The 18522-nt window shown below is 41.4% G+C and carries 21 protein-coding genes; all 21 read left to right on the forward strand.

Annotated features, from left to right (window positions below; genetic code table 11):
- Positions 1-279 precede the first annotated feature (279 nt).
- Complete coding sequence (locus DW743_RS12330) at positions 280-3330, forward strand: SrtB-anchored collagen-binding adhesin (RefSeq protein WP_003060618.1); 3051 nt, start codon at positions 280-282, stop codon at positions 3328-3330.
- A 235-nt stretch (positions 3331-3565) separates the two neighbouring features.
- Complete coding sequence (locus DW743_RS12340; RefSeq protein ID WP_003059926.1) at positions 3566-3892, forward strand: YdcP family protein; 327 nt, start codon at positions 3566-3568, stop codon at positions 3890-3892.
- 15 nt (positions 3893-3907) lie between these two features.
- On the forward strand, positions 3908-4291 hold the full coding sequence (locus tag DW743_RS12345) for a YdcP family protein (protein ID WP_003062614.1): 384 nt from the start codon (positions 3908-3910) through the stop codon (positions 4289-4291).
- Positions 4292-4459: 168 nt separating this feature from the next.
- Positions 4460-5047 carry a helix-turn-helix domain-containing protein gene (locus DW743_RS12350; RefSeq protein WP_003061262.1) on the forward strand — a complete coding sequence of 196 codons (588 nt, stop codon included), beginning with the start codon at positions 4460-4462 and terminating at the stop codon, positions 5045-5047.
- Between the two features lie 208 nt (positions 5048-5255).
- On the forward strand, positions 5256-6650 hold the full coding sequence (locus tag DW743_RS12355) for an FtsK/SpoIIIE domain-containing protein (protein WP_118760262.1): 1395 nt from the start codon (positions 5256-5258) through the stop codon (positions 6648-6650).
- A 183-nt stretch (positions 6651-6833) separates the two neighbouring features.
- Entirely contained in the window at positions 6834-8030 is a 1197-nt protein-coding gene (gene mobT, locus DW743_RS12365; RefSeq protein ID WP_003062030.1) for a MobT family relaxase, read from the forward strand.
- 13 nt (positions 8031-8043) lie between these two features.
- Entirely contained in the window at positions 8044-8178 is a 135-nt protein-coding gene (locus DW743_RS12370) for a DUF3789 domain-containing protein (protein ID WP_003061156.1), read from the forward strand.
- A gap of 1 nt (position 8179) precedes the next feature.
- Positions 8180-8401, forward strand: coding sequence for a hypothetical protein (locus DW743_RS12375; protein WP_003060793.1), 222 nt, complete (start codon positions 8180-8182; stop codon positions 8399-8401).
- Between the two features lie 67 nt (positions 8402-8468).
- Positions 8469-8888, forward strand: a complete 420-nt coding sequence (locus tag DW743_RS12380) for a nuclear transport factor 2 family protein (protein ID WP_003060053.1) — start codon at positions 8469-8471, stop codon at positions 8886-8888.
- Between the two features lie 90 nt (positions 8889-8978).
- Positions 8979-9275 (forward strand): hypothetical protein, encoded by a 297-nt coding sequence (locus DW743_RS12385; RefSeq protein WP_008687105.1) that lies wholly within the window; start codon positions 8979-8981, stop codon positions 9273-9275.
- Positions 9194-9697: an antirestriction protein ArdA gene (locus tag DW743_RS12390; protein ID WP_003062492.1), complete on the forward strand. Its 504-nt coding sequence runs from the start codon at positions 9194-9196 to the stop codon at positions 9695-9697. Before DW743_RS12385 ends, DW743_RS12390 begins: the two co-directional genes overlap by 82 nt.
- Positions 9698-9714: 17 nt before the next feature.
- Complete coding sequence (locus DW743_RS12395) at positions 9715-10218, forward strand: antirestriction protein ArdA (protein WP_002323345.1); 504 nt, start codon at positions 9715-9717, stop codon at positions 10216-10218.
- Between the two features lie 107 nt (positions 10219-10325).
- Positions 10326-10724 (forward strand): conjugal transfer protein, encoded by a 399-nt coding sequence (locus DW743_RS12400; RefSeq protein WP_003061368.1) that lies wholly within the window; start codon positions 10326-10328, stop codon positions 10722-10724.
- Complete coding sequence (locus DW743_RS12405) at positions 10702-13152, forward strand: ATP-binding protein (RefSeq protein ID WP_118760263.1); 2451 nt, start codon at positions 10702-10704, stop codon at positions 13150-13152. The genes DW743_RS12400 and DW743_RS12405 overlap by 23 nt, the downstream gene beginning before the upstream one ends.
- Positions 13152-15362, forward strand: coding sequence for a CD3337/EF1877 family mobilome membrane protein (locus DW743_RS12410; RefSeq protein ID WP_117761705.1), 2211 nt, complete (start codon positions 13152-13154; stop codon positions 15360-15362). The genes DW743_RS12405 and DW743_RS12410 overlap by 1 nt, the downstream gene beginning before the upstream one ends.
- Positions 15359-16366, forward strand: coding sequence for a bifunctional lytic transglycosylase/C40 family peptidase (locus tag DW743_RS12415; protein WP_003059774.1), 1008 nt, complete (start codon positions 15359-15361; stop codon positions 16364-16366). The genes DW743_RS12410 and DW743_RS12415 overlap by 4 nt, the downstream gene beginning before the upstream one ends.
- A 16-nt stretch (positions 16367-16382) precedes the next feature.
- Positions 16383-17294, forward strand: coding sequence for a conjugal transfer protein (locus DW743_RS12420; protein WP_117761706.1), 912 nt, complete (start codon positions 16383-16385; stop codon positions 17292-17294).
- Positions 17295-17438: 144 nt separating this feature from the next.
- Positions 17439-17753 (forward strand): DUF6442 family protein, encoded by a 315-nt coding sequence (locus tag DW743_RS12425; RefSeq protein WP_003061887.1) that lies wholly within the window; start codon positions 17439-17441, stop codon positions 17751-17753.
- Position 17754: 1 nt separating this feature from the next.
- Complete coding sequence (locus DW743_RS12430) at positions 17755-17964, forward strand: helix-turn-helix transcriptional regulator (RefSeq protein ID WP_007286202.1); 210 nt, start codon at positions 17755-17757, stop codon at positions 17962-17964.
- A gap of 14 nt (positions 17965-17978) precedes the next feature.
- Positions 17979-18308, forward strand: a complete 330-nt coding sequence (locus DW743_RS12435) for a DUF3784 domain-containing protein (RefSeq protein ID WP_003061243.1) — start codon at positions 17979-17981, stop codon at positions 18306-18308.
- Between the two features lie 15 nt (positions 18309-18323).
- A partial coding sequence (locus tag DW743_RS12440; protein ID WP_118753775.1) for a hypothetical protein occupies positions 18324-18522 on the forward strand: 199 nt, incomplete at its 3' end.

The following is an 18522-nucleotide window of genomic DNA, read 5'->3' on the forward strand; positions in this document are numbered from 1 at the left end:
CACAATAAAAATCTGATTATCCGCTAAAACACAGTATCTATCAGCATTTTCAAGGAAACAAACACATCAATTTACTACTTATTTACTACCATTGAATGAGCCTTGATACGCAAGTTTTCCTAGATATGCAAAGATATGGTACAGCACATCAGTATTGAAACAAGAAAAATTGAATAACTCATAGACTATGGAACGCCTAAAATGACGTTCCTTTTCTATTTTCAGCCGTTCATTATGGACGGTTATTTTATTACCAAAAATGAAAGGAGCATTAGATTTATGAAAAAGATGTTAAAACGATTGTGTACGGGCTTCTTAGCTCTTGCAACTGTCGTTACTGCTTTGCCGACTACACCCGTTCATGCAGAAAGTAAGCAATACTGGACGGAGTCAAAAGAGCGTGTCGGTATCGTTGAAAAAGTAATGAATGACGGTTCGATTGGTTCTACCTTTAATGAGGGACATTTGACCGTTGAGGGCGAGGACGCTTACTGTATCGACATTAACACAGACTTTAAGAATGGCTACAAGACCAGAGCTGACGCAAGCACCCGTATGAGTGCCGACCAGATAAGCGACGTTGCCTTATCTATCGAATATGTAAAACAGTACACAGACAGCCACAACGGAATAAGCAAAAACCACGCCTACCTTTTAAGACAGCTTGTTGTCTGGCAGAGATTAAGCGTACATCTTGGCTGGCAATGCGATAACGTGCGAGCTTCTTATGATGAAATTCCAAAGGCAACGCAGGACGAAGTTTTCGCTGGTGCAAAAGCCTTTGTCAAAGAGAATAAAGGACGCTATGAATGTGGCGGTTATATCTACTCTGGCGAGGGGCAGGAATTGGGACAATTCTGGGCGAAACTCAATGTTGGAAATGCGAAACTTCAAAAGACTTCCAGTAATACCAGCATTACAGACGGTAACGGGAATTACTCTATCGCTGGTGCGACATACGGTGTCTTTGCTGATAAGGACTGCACGAAACAGCTTGCCACCCTTACGACTGATGAAAACGGAAATACAGATGTCGTAGAGGTAACGGCTGACACAGTCTATATCAAGGAATTATCCGCACCAGCAGGATATAAGGTTGATACAAATATATATTCCTTAAAGGTTGAAGCTGGAAAGACAGCGACCTTGAACGTATCAGATACACCAAAGGTAACAGACACTTTGATTGAACTCTTCAAGATTGATATGGAAACACAGAAAGACAATCCGCAGGGGAACGCTTCTTTAGCAGGTGCGGAATTTACATGGAAGTATTATACTGGCTTCTACAATAAAGACAATCTCCCTGCCGAAGCTACAAGAACATGGGTTACAAAGACAATCGCCGAAACAGACAGCGACGGTACAATCCACTATGTTACAAAATTAGCGGACGCATACAAGGTATCTGGCGACAGTTTCTATATGCAGGACGGCAAAGCCGTTCTTCCACTTGGAACACTAACCGTAGAAGAAACAAAAGCTCCAAACGGTTACTTGCTGGACGGTGCATATATGCAGGCTGGCGATAAGTCCGAACAGATTAAGGGCTTATATGTAACACAGATTACCGAGGACGGCGACCTTGCCGTATTGACTGGAAGTAACCAGTTTTCTGTATCAGACAAGGTTATCCGTGGCGGTGTGAAAATTCAGAAACGAGATTTAGAAACGGGCGATACAAAACCACAAGGAAGTGCCACTTTGAAAGATACTGCCTTTGACATCATTTCCTTAAATGATAATGCGGTACTGGTTGAGGGCAAGCTATACAAGAAAAATGAAGTGGTAAAGACAATCCATACAGACATTGAGGGTGTCGCTTCTACGTCTGCTGACCTTTTACCTTATGGAAAATTCCGTATCGTTGAGAGTGAAGCTCCAAACGGATATTTGACAGACGGTGCAAAACCGATTGATTTTGCAATCACAGAGAATGGAAAAATCGTTGATTTAACCGACGAAGCCCATTCTATCTACAATCAGATTAAGCGTGGAGATATTGAGGGCGTAAAAATCGGAGCAGGCACACACAAGCGTCTTGCTGATGTTCCCTTTAGGATCACAAGCAAGACAACGGGCGAAAGTCATGTTGTGGTAACTGATGATAACGGGCAATTCTCCACTTCTTCTGACTGGGCTTCTCATAAGCATAATACCAACGCAGGAAAGACCAGCGAGGACGGTGTATGGTTTGGAACTTCTAAACCAGACGACAGCAAAGGGGCGTTGCCTTATGATACCTACATCATTGAAGAAATGCGTTGCGATAGTAACAAAGGCTTTGAGCTTATCCCACCTTTTGAAATCGTGGTATCAAGAAATAACCTTGTGATTGATTTAGGTACTTTGACTGATGAATACGAAAAAGAAATCTCTATCCATACCACAGCGACCAGTAAGGACGGCGAAAAGACAATCCTTGCAGGAAAAGAGGTAACAATCGTTGATACCGTCAAATTAGACGGACTTACAAAAGGCACAAAATATCAGCTCAAAGGCTGGCAGATGTTAAAGGAAGAAAACACCGAGCTTCTTATCAATGGAAAGCGTGTAGAAAATGACTATACCTTTATCGCTGATGATGAAGCTATGAAAGTGGAAATTACTTATACATTCAATGCGTCCGAGCTTGGCGGTAAAAATCTGGTAACATTCGAGGAATTATACGATTTGAGCAATCCAGAAGAACCCGTAAAAGTTGCGGAACATAAAGACATTGAGGACGACGGACAGACGGTACTTATCACAGAGCGTATCATCAAAATTCATACGACTGCTACCGATAAGGACGGCAACAAAGAGCTTGAAGCTGGAAAAGAGGTAACAATCATTGATACCATAACCTTAGAGGGCTTAGAAGTCGGCACACAGTACAAACTTGTAGGCTGGCAGATGTTGAAAGAAGAAAATGCAGAGCTTCTTATCAATGGAAAACGTGTGGAAAGTGATTACACCTTTACCGCAGACAGCGAAACTATGAAAGCGGAAGTTGCCTTTACCTTTGACGCTACTTCTCTTGACGGCAAACAGCTTGTAACTTTTGAAGAATTGTACGATTTAAGCAATCCAGACGAGCCGAAGAAAGTTACCGAGCATAAAGACATTGACAACGAGGGACAGACGATTACCTTTAAGGAAAAACCCGAAGTCCCAGAAGAACCAGAGAAACCCAAAACACCACAGACACCAGATACACCGCATAAAACAGACAGTCCAAAAACGGGCGATAACACGAACCTTTACGGACTGCTTGCATTATTACTAACTTCTGGTGCTGGACTGGCAGGTATCTTCTTCTGCAAACGCCGTAAAATGAAGAAATCATAAGGCGGTAACGATATGAGAAAAGAAAAATCACGTTCTCCGCCGATACCGTGTCGGCAGACTTCCGCTTATTCTGGCTTGTCTGCTACTTACCTGCAAGAACACGGATAGTCAAGGGTGCGTAAGCATTTATTTTACCCTTTACTATCTGGGGACTTGCTGGTACTTCCCTAACCGCCAGAATAAGAAATCACTATCAAAAACTTATCAAATATAGAAAGAAACGAGGTAAAACAATATGGAAATGAAATATGTCGTGCCAGATATGGCACAGTCTTTTGGAACACTTGAATTTGCAGGCGAAAGCGAGCCTATCTTTGAAAGAGATAAAAATAACCGCAGGGTCTTAGCCAGACGAAGCTACAACCTTTATTCTGATGTGCAGAAAGGCGAAAATGTTGTCGTGGAAATTCCCGTGCAGGCTGGCGAAAAGCATTTCAAGTATGAACAGAAAGTAAAACTTGTCAATCCGAAATTATACGGCAGAGGTTACGCAATTGGGGATATGGGACATACCGATTATGTGTTACTTGCTGATGATATTGTAGCAGTTGAAGAAAAGTAAAGGAGTGAAAATATTATGAGATTATCAAACGGTTTTGTTATTGACAAAGAGAAAACATTTGGAGAATTAAAATTTACAGCAGTGCGTGATGTATTCTTGCAGAATGAGGACGGGACACCGAGTACCCAGCTTAAAAAGCGTATCTATGATTTGAAGTGCAGTCTGCATGGTGGAATTATCCCCGTGTCTGTACCGCCAGAAGTACCAGTAAGGGAATTTCCGTACAATGCAGTTGTGGAGCTTGTCAATCCAGTAGCCGATACGGTATCACGAAAAACCTATACGGGTGCAGATGTGGACTGGTATGTAAAGGCAGAGGATATTGTGTTGAAGAATAAAGGCAATCAGAACGCAGGCAATCCACAGAACCATGTACCGCAAGGACAGATGAAAAAATAAATGTGAGCCCATATTTTTCTTGTAACTTATATATAGAACCGATATAATTAGTTGAAAAGTTCTGTTTTAAGCCATGTAAAACTATTTTGACAAGGGAAAATGGCAATGTCAAAGGCTTTTGACAGACAAAATAGCTATATTCATATACAATAAAGGAGAAGATTCAAGATGGATATTGGATTACAAATCAAAAAATTTAGGGAACAACAAAAAATTTCTCAAGAAGAACTGGCTCTTAAAATATTTGTTTCAAGACAAACAATTTCTAACTGGGAAACAAATAAAAGTTGTCCAGATGTTAAAAGTTTAATTACTTTATCTAATATCTTCAATGTGTCTTTAGATAATTTTATAAAAGAAGATATAAAGGAGATGAGGGAGATTGTAGAAAAAGCAACTATTAAAAAGTTTAATGTGATAAGTGTAGTTTTCCTAATTGAATTGATAGTCGTAGCCATAAGTGCCTATCCTTTATTTAGTATTAAGGGAAATATAGGAATTATTATTTGGTTATGCTTGTTTGCAATAACGCTCTATACGGCAAGTAAGATTGAAAAATTCAAAAAGAGCCATGACATTCAAACCTATAAAGAAATTTTGGCATTTATTGACGGAAAGCAATTAACGCATGATGAAACACAACAAGAAATAGGAAAAAGAAATTATCAAAAAATCATATTTGCATTCATTGCAGGTGTAATCGCACTTATTATATGTTTTGTTGTAATTTTTATTTGCCAGCATTTAACAAATTAAAAGGGAGGAGAAATCATGGAATTTTGGCTTATTATGATTGGCTTTATAGTTATGGGCGGAAGTTGTTCATTAGCAGGTACTTGGTGGGATAGAAAAAATAAAAAAGATAAAAAAGAAGAAAAGAAACAATAAAATTTACACTTTATTGTTGATTAAGCAGTTAGTCTTAGGATTGACTGCTTTTTTCATACCTAGAAAGGATTGATTTATGCGTATGATTTGGAACAAAGGACACCGTATCAGAGCCAGCGACAAGCACCTTGTCTACCACTTTTCCATAGGGACGCTTCTGTTTGTATTCATGGCGGTTCTTCTGCTACTGAACATCAAACAGCTCATGCGTACCGACTGGGAACATTTCAGCTTGTTAGAAAACGGCTTGACGCTTTCCCCTTACAACTTCATAACTGTGCTGATAGCGACTGGTGTTTGTGCATTGGTCGCTTTTCTGTATTACCGCTTCTGTTACGACAGTTTCAAGAAGCTATTGCACCGTCAAAAGCTGGCACGAATGATACTGGAAAATAAGTGGTATGAAGCCGATACCGTACAAGACAGCGGTTTTTTTACTGACCTGCAAAGCAGATCAAGGGAAAAAATCGTCTGGTTTCCAAAGATTTATTATCAAATGGAAAAGGGATTGCTCCATATCCTCTGTGAAATCACGTTAGGAAAATATCAAGACCAGCTTTTACGGTTAGAGGATAAATTGGAAAGTGGCTTGTATTGCGAGCTGACCGACAAGACCTTACATGACGGCTATATTGAATACACCCTGCTTTATGACATGATAGCAAACCGCATTACCATTGATGAAGTATGGGCAGAAAACGGCTGTCTTAGGCTGATGAAAAATCTTGTGTGGGAATATGACGCACTCCCTCACGCTTTGATTGCTGGTGGGACTGGTGGCGGTAAAACTTATTTTCTGCTGACGCTCATTGAAGCCTTACTGCATACCAACGCTGTCCTTTATATCTTAGACCCAAAGAACAGCGACCTTGCAGACTTGGGAACAGTCATGCCTAATGTCTATCACACCAAAGAAGAAATGATTGATTGCGTCAATGCCTTTTATGAGGGCATGGTACGGCGAAGTGAGGAAATGAAGCAACACCCGAACTATAAGACGGGCGAAAACTACGCCTATCTGGGACTTCCACCCTGCTTTCTTATCTTTGATGAATATGTAGCGTTTTTTGAAATGTTGGGGACAAAAGAAAGCGTGAGCTTACTTAGCCAGTTAAAGAAAATCGTTATGTTAGGGCGACAAGCAGGTTATTTCCTTATTGTTGCCTGCCAGCGTCCAGACGCAAAGTATTTTTCAGATGGTATCAGAGATAACTTCAATTTCCGTGTGGGACTTGGGCGTATCAGCGAATTAGGTTACGGTATGCTGTTTGGTTCAGATGTGAAAAAGCAGTTTTTCCAGAAGCGTATCAAGGGGCGTGGCTATTGTGATGTGGGAACAAGCGTCATAAGTGAGTTTTACACGCCTTTAGTCCCAAAAGGACATGATTTTTTACAGACTATCAGCTCTCTTGCACAAGCAAGGCAGGACGGGACGGCGACGTGCGAAGCGAAAGGCGACGGCACGGACTAGCCGTTGCTGGTGTGGCGTCAGCCACGCCAGCAGGTAAAACCCCTCGGTATCTAACAGAGGGGTACGTTTGCAAATAGACAATAGACAAAAAACATAGGAAACATAAGGCTTCTGGCATGGTTTTCTAGCAAAAATCGGCTGTGAAGTCGCCTTAAAAAACTTCACACTTTACAGATTGGGGGTATGGTTCTGAATGAAGAACAACGGATAAAAGAATTACGGGAGAAACGGATTGCTTACGGTATCTCACAAGGCAGGCTGGCGGTGGCTTCTGGTATCACAAGGGAATATTTCAACAAGATAGAAAGTGGAAAAATGAAGCCGTCAAAGGAACTTCTGGAAACTCTGCATAAGGAACTGGCAAGGTTCAATCCAGAAGTACCGCTTACCATGCTGTTTGATTATGTGAAAATTCGTTTTCCCACGCTGGATATACAGCACATCATCAAAGATATATTAAAACTGAATATCAATTATATGCTCCATGAAGATTACGGACATTACAGTTATACGGAGCATTATTCTTTAGGGGACATCTTTATCTATACGTCGGCTGACGAAGAAAAAGGTGTCCTTTTAGAGTTAAAGGGGCGTGGTTGCCGACAGTTTGAAAGTTACCTGCTGGCACAACAAAGAAGTTGGTATGACTTTCTCATGGACGCACTCATAGACGGTGGCGTGATGAAGCGTATCGACCTTGCTATCAACGACCATACGGGTATTTTGGATATTCCAGAGCTTGCGGAAAAATGCAGGAAACGGGAATATATCGGAAAGTCCAGAAGTTATAAGTTTTATCAGTCGGGCGAGCTTATCAAGCATAGAGAGGACGACAGAGAATATATGGGACGCACCCTTTATCTTGGTTCGCTAAAATCAGATGTGTATTTCTGTATCTATGAAAAGGACTATGAGCAGTACGTCAAGTTAGGGACACCGCTGGAAGAAGCCGACATTATCAACCGTTTTGAGATACGGCTTAGAAATGAACGTGCCTATTATGCAGTACGAGATTTGCTGACCTATTATGACGCAGAGCAGACTGCCTTTTCTATCATCAACCAGTATGTGCGGTTTGTTGATGAAGAAGCAGACAAGCGAAAAAATGACTGGAAACTCAATGACCGCTGGGCGTGGTTTATCGGCGATAACAGACAGAGCTTGAAGCTGACGACAAAGCCAGAGCCTTACACCTTAGACCGTACATTGCGGTGGGTACAACGGCAGGTAGCACCGACCTTGAAAATGCTGAAAAGGATTGATAAGGGAAACGGAACAGACTACATGAAAACTATCGAACAGCAGGCAAAGCTCACAGAAAAGCATGAAATGATAATCAAACAGCAGACGACCCCTGCAAAAGATTTAGTAGAAAGTTAGGAGTGATGAAAAAATGTGGGAATTATTGAAAGACTTCCTGCTGGTATCTGTTGGAACGGGTATCGGCGTAGCCTTGATGTGTATTTTAAGTGTTGGCAAAGGAGCTGACTATGAAATGAAGAAATTAAAAGAAAGCGAGGACAAATAACATGAATTTCGGGCAAAATTTGTATCAATGGTTTTTAAGCAACGCACAGAGCTTAGTGCTTATGTCGATTGTGGTTATCGGTATCTACTTAGGGTTCAAGCGTGAGTTTTCAAAACTTATCGGTTTCTTGGTAGTTGCCTTGATTGCTGTCGGCTTGGTATTCAATGCTGGCGGTGTGAAAGATGTACTGTTAGAGCTGTTCAATAAGATTATCGGTGCATAAAATTTTATTGTGGGGCTGATGTATGGGTGCTATAATGTGAAAAAAGAAGTAATCGAGGTGTTCTATTTTGAATGAGAGAGAAAAAATTATTCGTTTATGGTTTGATATGTGGTTGAAACAGCAAGACTTAGGAATAGATAAAATTTTTACAGAAGATGTTGTTTATACGGAAAGCTGGTGTCCTAAATATGAAAATCTTAAAACAGTAAAACATTGGTTTAATGAATGGAATACTCGTGGTAAAGTCATTATTTGGGATATTAAACAGTTCTTTCATAAAGAAAATCAAACTGTCGTAGAATGGTATTTTAAAAATGAAATGAATACGGGAAGCGTTGAAGAATTTGACGGTATTTCCTTAATTGAATGGACAGAAGATAACAAAATCAAATCATTAAAAGAATATGGTTGCAATCTGAATAACTATAATCCATATCAACACAGCGATAACCCTCAATTTAGAGATGAAAAAACAAACTGGTTTTAAAACTTAATCAAATTATATCCATATACATAAAGCAGTTAGTCTTAGGATTGACTGCTTTTTTCTTACCTAAAATCAGATTGGAGTGATGAAATGAGCGATATTTTTAAGGATATGCAGGCAAACGTCGGCTGTGATTATATTTCTAACCTGCCCTCTTACAAGCGTAAAGTGTGGCATGAAATGAAGCGATTACCGCTTACGAATTATGATATAAAACAGTTAGAAGATTTTTCAAAGTATGTGTTTGGTATGTCGTACCAGAGCTTAAAAGATGTGATGAAGCAACAGAAAGGACGTGAGGAACAATGCAGGAAACAAGGGTGCTGGTGGAAACGAGAGGAACAACTGGCGAAGAAACAATATCATACTGGTTCGACCTGCCGATAGATGTTGCCGAGTTTGAAGAAAAGTTAGGTATCGGTGCAGAAAGTGGGGATTATCGTATTATCGAAAAGGTGTTGCCTTATGCTGATGAAGTCCACGAACACACCAGCGTGTACCAGCTCAACGAATTAGATTTTATGTACCGCCAGCTTTCAAGTGATATGCAGGAAGAATATGTATCACTACTTACGGTGTTTGAAAATTTAGAAGCACTTTATATTTGCAGGAACGTGATTATTGTTTATCCCGACTGTAAAAGCATGATAGATGTTGCAAGGCAAAAGCTGATGAACGACCCGATGTTCAAGCATTTATCCGAGGACTGTCAAGAATACTACTTTGACTTTGAAGCCTACGCTTCTCACTTGCAGGAACACGGGAAATTTTTAGTAACAGAACACGGTATCTTTGAACTGCCAGAGTAGGAAATGAGGTGGTGCTTATGATTGATGATATGGCGGTTTATATTGCTAATCTTGGCAAATACAATGAGGGCTATTTAGTCGGTGCTTGGTTCACGTTCCCCATTGACGAGGAAGATGTGAAAGAAAAAATCGGCTTGAATGAACAGTATGAGGAATACGCTATCCATGATACCGACAACTTTCCCATTGCGATTGGCGAGTATGTTTCCATTGAAGAACTCAATGAGATGTATGAAATGATAGAGGAACTTCCCGACTATATTGTAGAGTGTCTGGACGAATTTATCAGCCACTATGGGACGCTGGAAGAAGTCGTGGAACATAAGGACGATATTTACTATTATCCCGACTGTGAAACCATGACAGATGTTGCCTACTACTACATAGACGAATTGCAGGCACTTGGGGACATTCCACCCAGCTTACAGAATTACATTGACTATGAAGCCTACGGGCGAGATTTGGATATGGGCGGTTGCTTTATTGAAACAAGCCGAGGTATGTGCGAGATACCATATTAACGCTGGAAGATCAGCGACAAGCATTGTTGCTACTGACAGCGTATTTCTCTTTAAGGGACAGTCTGAAAATGGCTGTCCTTTTCTATTTTGAAAGGAGCTGAAAGAACTTGAAAAAGATTAAAAGCTACACGGGTATCTGGAACGTGGAAAAAGTCTTGTATGCAATCAATGACTTTAACTTACCCTTTCCCGTTACTTTTACACAGATTACATGGTTTGTGATTACGGAATTTATCATCATTCTGTTTGGGGATATTCCCCCACTTTCCATGATTGAGGGAGCATTTCTCAAATACTTTGGTATTCCCGTTGCTCTCACTTGGTTCATGTCGCAGAAAACCTTTGACGGAAAGAAGCCGTACAGCTTTTTGAAATCACAGATAACCTATGCCCTGCGACCAAAAATCACTTATGCAGGAAAAGCCGTAAAACTGCATAAGCAGATATTGAATGAAACAATCACGGCAGTAAGGAGTGTGAACTATGTTCCCGATAAAATATATTGACAATAACCTTGTCTGGAACAAGGACAATGAGGTGTTCGCCTACTATGAGCTGATACCATACAACTATTCTTTTCTATCCGCAGAGCAGAAATTTATCGTGCATGACAGTTTCCGACAGCTTATCGCACAGTCCCGTGAGGGTAAAATTCATGCGTTGCAGATTGCCACAGAAAGCTCAATCCGCAGTATGCAGGAACAGTCAAAGAAGCTGGTAACTGGAAAATTAAAGGAAGTTGCCTGCCAGAAGATAGCCGAACAGACCGAAGCGTTAGTATCTATGATTGGGGACAATCAAGTGGACTACCGCTTTTTTCTTGGCTTTAAGCTCATGGTTACGGAAGAACAGCTCAATCTGAAGAACATCAAAAAATCGGTGTGGCTGACGTTCACAGAATTTCTCCATGAAGTGAACCACACGCTGATGAATGATTTTGTTTCCATGCCGAATGATGAAATCAACCGTTACATAAAAATGGAAAAGTTACTGGAAAATAAAATCTCCCGTCGCTTTAAGGTGCGTCGCTTGGAAATCCATGATTTTGGGTATCTCATGGAACATCTTTACGGCAGGGACGGTATCGCTTATGAAGATTATGAGTACCAGCTACCAAAGAAAAAATTGAACAAAGAGACGCTGATAAAATACTACGACCTTATCCGTCCGACAAGGTGTGTGATTGAGGAAAGCCAGCGGTATTTACGATTGGAACATGAGGACAAGGAAAGCTATGTGTCCTATTTTACCGTCAATGCGATTGTAGGAGAGCTTGATTTTCCGTCGTCTGAAATCTTCTATTTCCAGCAACAGCAATTCACATTCCCCGTTGATACGAGCATGAATGTAGAAATCGTGGAAAATCGGAAAGCATTAACGACCGTCCGCAACAAGAAAAAGGAACTGAAAGACCTTGATAATCACGCCTATCAAGCAGGAAGTGAAACCAGCTCAAATGTGGTGGACGCTTTAGACAGCGTGGACGAGCTGGAAACTGATTTAGACCAGACAAAAGAAAGTATGTATAAGTTAAGCTACGTCATACGGGTGTCTGCACCCGATCTTGACGAGCTGAAACGCCGTTGTGATGAAGTCAAGGACTTTTACGACGACCTCAATGTAAAGCTGGTGCGTCCTGCTGGGGATATGCTGGGGCTTCATTCTGAATTTTTACCAGCCAGCAAGCGATATATCAATGACTATGTGCAGTATGTAAAATCAGATTTTTTAGCTGGGCTTGGCTTTGGTGCGACACAGCAGTTAGGAGAAACTACGGGTATCTATATGGGCTATTCTGTTGATACGGGAAGAAATGTGTACCTGCAACCGTCCCTTGCCAGTCAAGGTGTAAAAGGTACAGTTACCAACGCTTTAGCGTCTGCTTTTGTCGGTTCGCTTGGCGGTGGGAAATCGTTCTGTAACAATCTTCTGGTATATTATGCGGTGCTGTTTGGCGGTCAAGCACTTCTGTTAGACCCTAAAAGTGAGCGTGGTAACTGGAAAGAAACGCTCCCAGAGATTGCACATGAAATCAATATCGTAAATCTTACCAGCGATAAGGACAATGCAGGGCTTCTTGACCCGTTTGTGATTATGAAGAATGTAAAAGACGCTGAAAGTCTGGCAATCGACATCTTAACATTCCTTACGGGTATTTCTTCAAGGGACGGCGAAAAATTCCCCGTACTTCGTAAGGCAGTACGCTCCGTTACCCAGAGCGACAGTCGGGGCTTGCTCCATGTGATAGACGAGCTACGCCGTGAAGATACGCCCATATCAAGAAATATCGCAGACCATATCGACAGCTTCACGGACTACGACTTTGCACACCTGCTGTTTTCAGACGGTACGGTAGAAAATGCTATCAGTCTGGATAATCAGCTCAATATCATTCAAGTAGCCGACCTTGTACTGCCAGATAAAGATACCACTTTTGAAGAATACACGACCATTGAATTGTTGTCTGTGTCTATGCTGATTGTGATTAGTACCTTTGCCCTTGATTTTATCCATTCGGACAGAAGCATTTTTAAGATTGTCGATTTAGACGAAGCGTGGGCGTTCTTAAATGTGGCACAAGGAGAAACCTTATCAAATAAGCTGGTTCGTGCTGGGCGAGCTATGCAGGCAGGCGTTTATTTCGTTACCCAGTCTGCCTATGACGTGTCAAAGGAAAGTCTGAAAAACAATATCGGCTTAAAGTTTGCATTTAGAAGCACGGATATAAACGAGATAAAGCAGACCTTAGAGTTTTTCGGTATCGACAAGGACGATGAGAACAACCAGAAACGCTTGCGTGATTTGGAGAACGGACAATGCTTATTGCAGGACTTATACGGGCGTGTCGGTGTGGTGCAGATACACCCAGTCTTTGAAGAACTGCTACACGCCTTTGATACCAGACCGCCCGTACAGAGAAATGAGGTGGAGTGATGAAAGAAAGGATAAAAGGTGTGTTCACAAAAAAGAAGATTTTCCACTTTCTCAAAATGGCTCTGTTCGTGGTGGCACTCTCCCTTATCCTGCTTTCACTTTTGGGGACGGTGGCTCATGCGACGGGGCTTGTAGACGATACCATAAACGCAGAAAATCTTTATTCAAAATATCCCCTTTCCAACTACCAGCTTGATTTTTTCGTCGATAATAGCTGGTCGTGGCTTCCGTGGAACTGGCTCGACGGTATCGGAAAATCGGTACAATACGGGCTGTACTGCATTACCAACTTTGTCTGGACTATCAGTTTGTATTTGAGTAATGCAACGGGCTATGTGGTGCAGGAAGCCTATAAGCTGGACTTCATCAATGATATGGCAGACAGTATCGGAAAGAGCATACAGACCCTTGCAGGCGTTACCGAGAACGGCTTTTCTTCTACGGGCTTCTATGTTGGTTTCCTGCTTCTCATTATCTTAGTGGTGGGAATGTACGTTGCTTATACGGGACTGATAAAACGGGAAACCAGCAAAGCACTTCACGCTGTTATCAACTTTGTGGTGGTGTTCGTGCTGTCCGCTTCATTTATTGCTTATGCTCCCGACTATATCAAGAAGATAAATGAATTTTCATCAGACATCAGTACCGCTTCTTTGGATTTGGGAACAAAAATCATGCTCCCTAACTCCGACAGCGAGGGTAAGGACAGCGTGGACTTGATACGGGACAGCCTATTTTCTATTCAAGTGGAACAGCCGTGGCTCTTGCTTCAATTCGGGAACAGCAACGCAGAAGAAATCGGGACAGACCGTGTAGAAGCTCTCGTATCGGCAAGTCCAGAGGACGAGGACGGGAAAACCAGAGAGGAAGTCGTGAAAACAGAAATCGAGGACAACGACAATAACAATCTGACAATACCGCAGGTCGTGAACCGTTTGGGTATGGTGTTCTTCCTCTTGTTCTTTAACTTGGGTATCACGATATTTGTATTCTTGCTTACGGGCATGATGTTGTTCAGCCAGATACTTTTTATTATCTTTGCAATGTTTTTACCTATCAGTTTTTTACTTTCCATGATACCGAGCTATGAAAGCATGGCAAAGCAGGCAATCGTGAGAGTATTTAATACCATAATGACACGGGCAGGAATAACGCTCATTGTAACGGTGGCATTTAGTATTTCCAGTATGTTTTACAACATTTCCACAGACTACCCATTCTTTATGGTGGCGTTCTTGCAGATAGTATGTTTCGCTGGTATCTACATGAAGCTGGGCGACTTAATGAGTATGTTCTCACTTAATGCTGGCGACAGTCAAAGCATGGGACGACGCATATTCCGCAGACCGTATCTGTTTATGCGACATCGGGCTAGGCGTATGGAACACCGTATTGCAAGGGCGGTAAGTGCTGGCGGTATTTCGGGCGGTGTAGCTGGTGCGGTGGCTGGAAGTGCCGTTGCTGGCAAGAGAGCCGAAAGAAAAAATACGGCTTCTAAAGAAAATCGGGGCAATACCACTTCCAGCATGGGACAGCGTGCAGGTTCAAAAGTCGGTGCTGTTTTAGATACGAAAAATAAAGTGAAAGACAAGGCAAACGCTGTCAAAGAGAATATCAAGGATATGCCGACACAGACCGCTTATGCGGTGTATTCCGCAAAGGAAAAGGCAAAGTCCAGCGTGTCCTACTTCAAGCGTGGCATGGTGCAGGAACAGCAGTCCAGACAGACGGGACGCTTGGAAAAGCAGGAACAGCGTAAGAAAAATATCGCTGACAAACGTATGGAGCTTCAAAAGGCACAAGAAGCAAGGCAGGTACAGCGAAAGGCTGACGGATCAGCGACAACGGGAGCTACCCGTCCCCATGAGCGACCAGTCACAGCTTCAACCATTCCAAAGCCGAGTGTTGAAAAAATGCAGGAAGTCAAACGCCCAGCCACAGCTCCAACTCCGAAAGCAAGTGAGCCAGTCAAGACAAATGTTATCAAAGAGCGTCCGTTATCTTCTGGTGCTTCTGATAAGAAAGCACCCCAGCCTACACAGACAGTACATAGGCAGAATGTAGAAAAAGTGGTATCGCAGGAAACACGCCAGAATGACACCAAAGACCGCAGGATAAAGGTTCAGCAGACCCAGAGCGTCCAGAAGAACCAGCAGACCATAGAGAAAACCCGTAACCTTGTAACGAAGAAAGGACAGAAGAAAAAATGAAACTGAAACATATCGCTATCATTGGCAGTCTGTTTCCTATCCTCTTTTCTCTGGTGCTTTTCTTTGGCGTCCTCATTAGTGCGGACAGCGACGACGAGAACAGCAATTTTTCTTCTGGCATTACGGGTATGAACCTATCCGCAGAAGTCTTGAAACATCAGCCTATGGTAGAAAAATACGCCAGAGAAAACGGTATCTCCGAGTATGTCAATGTGTTACTTGCTATCATTCAAGTAGAAAGTGGCGGTACGGCAGAAGATGTTATGCAGAGTTCGGAAAGTCTTGGTTTACCGCCTAATTCCTTAGATACGGAAAGCTCAATCAAGCAGGGGTGTAAGTATTTTGCGTCCCTGCTTTCTTCCTGCAAAAATCAAGGTATCGACGACTTGAATGTAGCGATACAGTCTTATAACTATGGCGGTGGCTATGTGGGATATGTGGCAGGAAAAGGAAAAAAACACACTTTTAATCTTGCAGAGAGCTTCGCCCGTGAGAAATCGGGTGGAAAGAAAGTAACCTACACCAACCCGATAGCCGTTGCTAAGAATGGGGGCTGGCGGTATGGCTATGGAAATATGTTCTATGTGGAAGTAGTCAATCAGTATTTAGCAGTTCCGCAGGTATCGGGAGAACTGGCACAAAAGGTAATGAATGAAGCGTTGAAATATCAAGGCTGGAAGTATGTGTATGGTGGCAGTAACCCGAATACTTCCTTTGATTGTTCGGGATTGACGCAATGGTGCTATGGAAAAGCTGGTATCTCCTTACCGAGAACAGCACAAGCACAGTATGACGCAACCCAACATCTGCCACTCTCGCAGGCAAAAGCAGGCGATTTGGTGTTTTTCCATTCCACCTATAACGCTGGTTCGTATGTAACACACGTCGGTATTCTTGTTTCGCCGACACAGATGTACCACGCAGGCGACCCGATAGGATATGCAGACCTAAGTAGTAGTTACTGGCAACAGCACTTAATCGGTGCAGGACGAGTAAAACAATAGAAAGGACTTGAAAAATATGTTTAAGAAGAATAAGAAACAGACAGAAACTATCAAAGAACCAAAAGAAAAAAAGGTGCGTACTGTCAAGGTAGGCACACATAAGAAAACCGTGATTGCGTTGTGGGTGGTGCTTGTCGCAAGCGTGAGCTTTGGGGTGTATAAGAATTTTACGGCTATCGACCAGCACACCACCCATGAAAAAGAAATCATTGAACTTTGCTTGCAGGACACCAACGGGATAGAAAATTTCGTGAAAAACTTTGCGAAGTCCTATTACACATGGGATAACAGCAAAGAAGCTATCGAAGCAAGGACGCAGGCAATCAGCGGTTATCTGACAAAGGAATTGCAGGACTTAAATGTAGACACCATTAGAACCGATATACCGACCAGCTCCACGGTTACAGATGTGATTGTATGGCATATCGAGCAATCGGGAGCGGACACTTTTTCTGCTACCTACGAAGTAGATCAGCAGATAAAAGAGGGAGAACAGACAAGCAATGTGAAAGCAACCTATACTGTAAAAGTCTATGTGGACGCAGACGGGGATATGGTAATCGTTCAAAACCCTACCCTTGCACCAGCAGTTGAAAAATCAGACTATGAGCCTAAGACACCAGAAGCAGACGCAAGCGTGGACGCTGATACGGTAAATGACGCTACCGCTTTTCTGGAAACATTCTTTAAGCTGTACCCAACAGCGACGGAAAAAGAGCTTGCTTACTATGTATTGGGAAATGTGATTGAACCTATCGGCAGGGACTACCTTTATTCTGAACTGGTAAACCCTATCTTTATAAAGGACGGCGACAATGTGAAAGTCAAGGTTGCGGTAAAATTCCTTGATAATCAGACAAAAGCGACGCAGGTATCGCAGTATGAGCTTGTGCTACATAAGGATAGTAACTGGAAGATTGTAGGATAAATGATATAGCGTGCATTTCCTATCAGATTTGCACGCTTTTACAAAACGACAAGAAAACTGTGCAAAAATATTGACTTGTAATGACCGAATGCTATAATATAAATGACAAGTGTACTTGGTATTATTTGAAGGGAGCGTTATATAATGGATAAAGAAAAAATACTATCACAAAACAAAAAAGAGAATCTATATCTTGATGAATACGAAAAACATATTAAACTTCAAGGGAAATCTTTTGGCTTAATGTTTGTTTTATTTATCTGCATTTTAATTCTTTTCATTAAAGCAGTTTGTAAAGAACCTTACTATGACATAATGACAATTATTGGGTCTGTGGCATTTGGCTCTATGGGTTATGAAGCACATATTTCAAAAAATAAATCCAAATTTGTTATTGCTTTATTCTTTTTTCTATTTATGGGGTATTACTTTTATAAATTTTTAATGGTAGGTTTATAGAATGGACGAACATTTAATTTTGCGAAACAGATTAAAAACTGTACGAAAAGAAAAAAAATTATCACAAACAGAATTAGCTGAACTAGTCGGGGTTTCTCGGAATACAGTTAGTTCTATTGAAACTGGACAATTTAATCCAACAGCAAAATTGGCATTAGTGCTTTGTATAGCTTTAGATAAAAAATTTGAAGAATTATTTTATTTTGATTAAAGGAGAGAACGATTATGGAATTAGAGGAATTGATTGTTGAAATAGTTATAGGATTGTTTTTACTTTTTACATCTTATCAAATAGGTATAAAAGAGAATATTACTTTATTACATGGTTATCATTATACACAACTTGACCCTAAAGATAAAAAGGTGTTTACAAAAAAAATAGGAATAGGCACTTTACTGGTTAGTATTGGTATTCTTGTTATGCCGATTATCAATTTAATCTCTCATTCTGAATTAGGCTATTACATAGGTCTTATTTTGATTGTTGTAGGAGTGTTTTATATCATATTCATCATTGTAAAATACAATGGAAAACTTATTAGCTTTAAAAAGTAGAATTGAGGTATGAATATGATAGGACTGAACAAAAGAGATATAAAAAAGGCATTGAAAGCTGGTGCAAAAGCTGGCGGTGTATCATTGGCTGATGTTCGGGCGGATATTGAAGCTACGATTGATGAAGCTATGAATAGCACCGACCCAGAGGTGCAGGCAAATTTCAAAAAGTATTTTGGGAATAAACGCCCTACACCAGAAGAATATATTTATA

Source organism: Blautia sp. AM28-27 (assembly GCF_003480905.1).
In the GTDB taxonomy this organism is placed as follows: domain Bacteria; phylum Bacillota; class Clostridia; order Lachnospirales; family Lachnospiraceae; genus Fusicatenibacter; species Fusicatenibacter saccharivorans.

What these genes read in the sequence shown, in the direction of transcription:
- DW743_RS12430 (WP_007286202.1), top strand. Translation starts at nt 17,755, where the DNA reads ATGGACGAACATTTAATTTTGCGAAACAGATTAAAAACTGTACGAAAA.
- DW743_RS12425 (WP_003061887.1), top strand. Translation starts at nt 17,439, where the DNA reads ATGGATAAAGAAAAAATACTATCACAAAACAAAAAAGAGAATCTATAT.
- mobT (WP_003062030.1), top strand. Translation starts at nt 6,834, where the DNA reads ATGGTTCTGAATGAAGAACAACGGATAAAAGAATTACGGGAGAAACGG.
- DW743_RS12355 (WP_118760262.1), top strand. Translation starts at nt 5,256, where the DNA reads ATGCGTATGATTTGGAACAAAGGACACCGTATCAGAGCCAGCGACAAG.
- DW743_RS12340 (WP_003059926.1), top strand. Translation starts at nt 3,566, where the DNA reads ATGGAAATGAAATATGTCGTGCCAGATATGGCACAGTCTTTTGGAACA.
- DW743_RS12385 (WP_008687105.1), top strand. Translation starts at nt 8,979, where the DNA reads ATGAGCGATATTTTTAAGGATATGCAGGCAAACGTCGGCTGTGATTAT.
- DW743_RS12420 (WP_117761706.1), top strand. Translation starts at nt 16,383, where the DNA reads ATGTTTAAGAAGAATAAGAAACAGACAGAAACTATCAAAGAACCAAAA.
- DW743_RS12405 (WP_118760263.1), top strand. Translation starts at nt 10,702, where the DNA reads ATGTTCCCGATAAAATATATTGACAATAACCTTGTCTGGAACAAGGAC.
- DW743_RS12410 (WP_117761705.1), top strand. Translation starts at nt 13,152, where the DNA reads ATGAAAGAAAGGATAAAAGGTGTGTTCACAAAAAAGAAGATTTTCCAC.
- DW743_RS12390 (WP_003062492.1), top strand. Translation starts at nt 9,194, where the DNA reads ATGCAGGAAACAAGGGTGCTGGTGGAAACGAGAGGAACAACTGGCGAA.
- DW743_RS12350 (WP_003061262.1), top strand. Translation starts at nt 4,460, where the DNA reads ATGGATATTGGATTACAAATCAAAAAATTTAGGGAACAACAAAAAATT.
- DW743_RS12330 (WP_003060618.1), top strand. Translation starts at nt 280, where the DNA reads ATGAAAAAGATGTTAAAACGATTGTGTACGGGCTTCTTAGCTCTTGCA.
- DW743_RS12375 (WP_003060793.1), top strand. Translation starts at nt 8,180, where the DNA reads ATGAATTTCGGGCAAAATTTGTATCAATGGTTTTTAAGCAACGCACAG.
- DW743_RS12345 (WP_003062614.1), top strand. Translation starts at nt 3,908, where the DNA reads ATGAGATTATCAAACGGTTTTGTTATTGACAAAGAGAAAACATTTGGA.
- DW743_RS12370 (WP_003061156.1), top strand. Translation starts at nt 8,044, where the DNA reads ATGTGGGAATTATTGAAAGACTTCCTGCTGGTATCTGTTGGAACGGGT.
- DW743_RS12415 (WP_003059774.1), top strand. Translation starts at nt 15,359, where the DNA reads ATGAAACTGAAACATATCGCTATCATTGGCAGTCTGTTTCCTATCCTC.
- DW743_RS12395 (WP_002323345.1), top strand. Translation starts at nt 9,715, where the DNA reads ATGATTGATGATATGGCGGTTTATATTGCTAATCTTGGCAAATACAAT.
- DW743_RS12435 (WP_003061243.1), top strand. Translation starts at nt 17,979, where the DNA reads ATGGAATTAGAGGAATTGATTGTTGAAATAGTTATAGGATTGTTTTTA.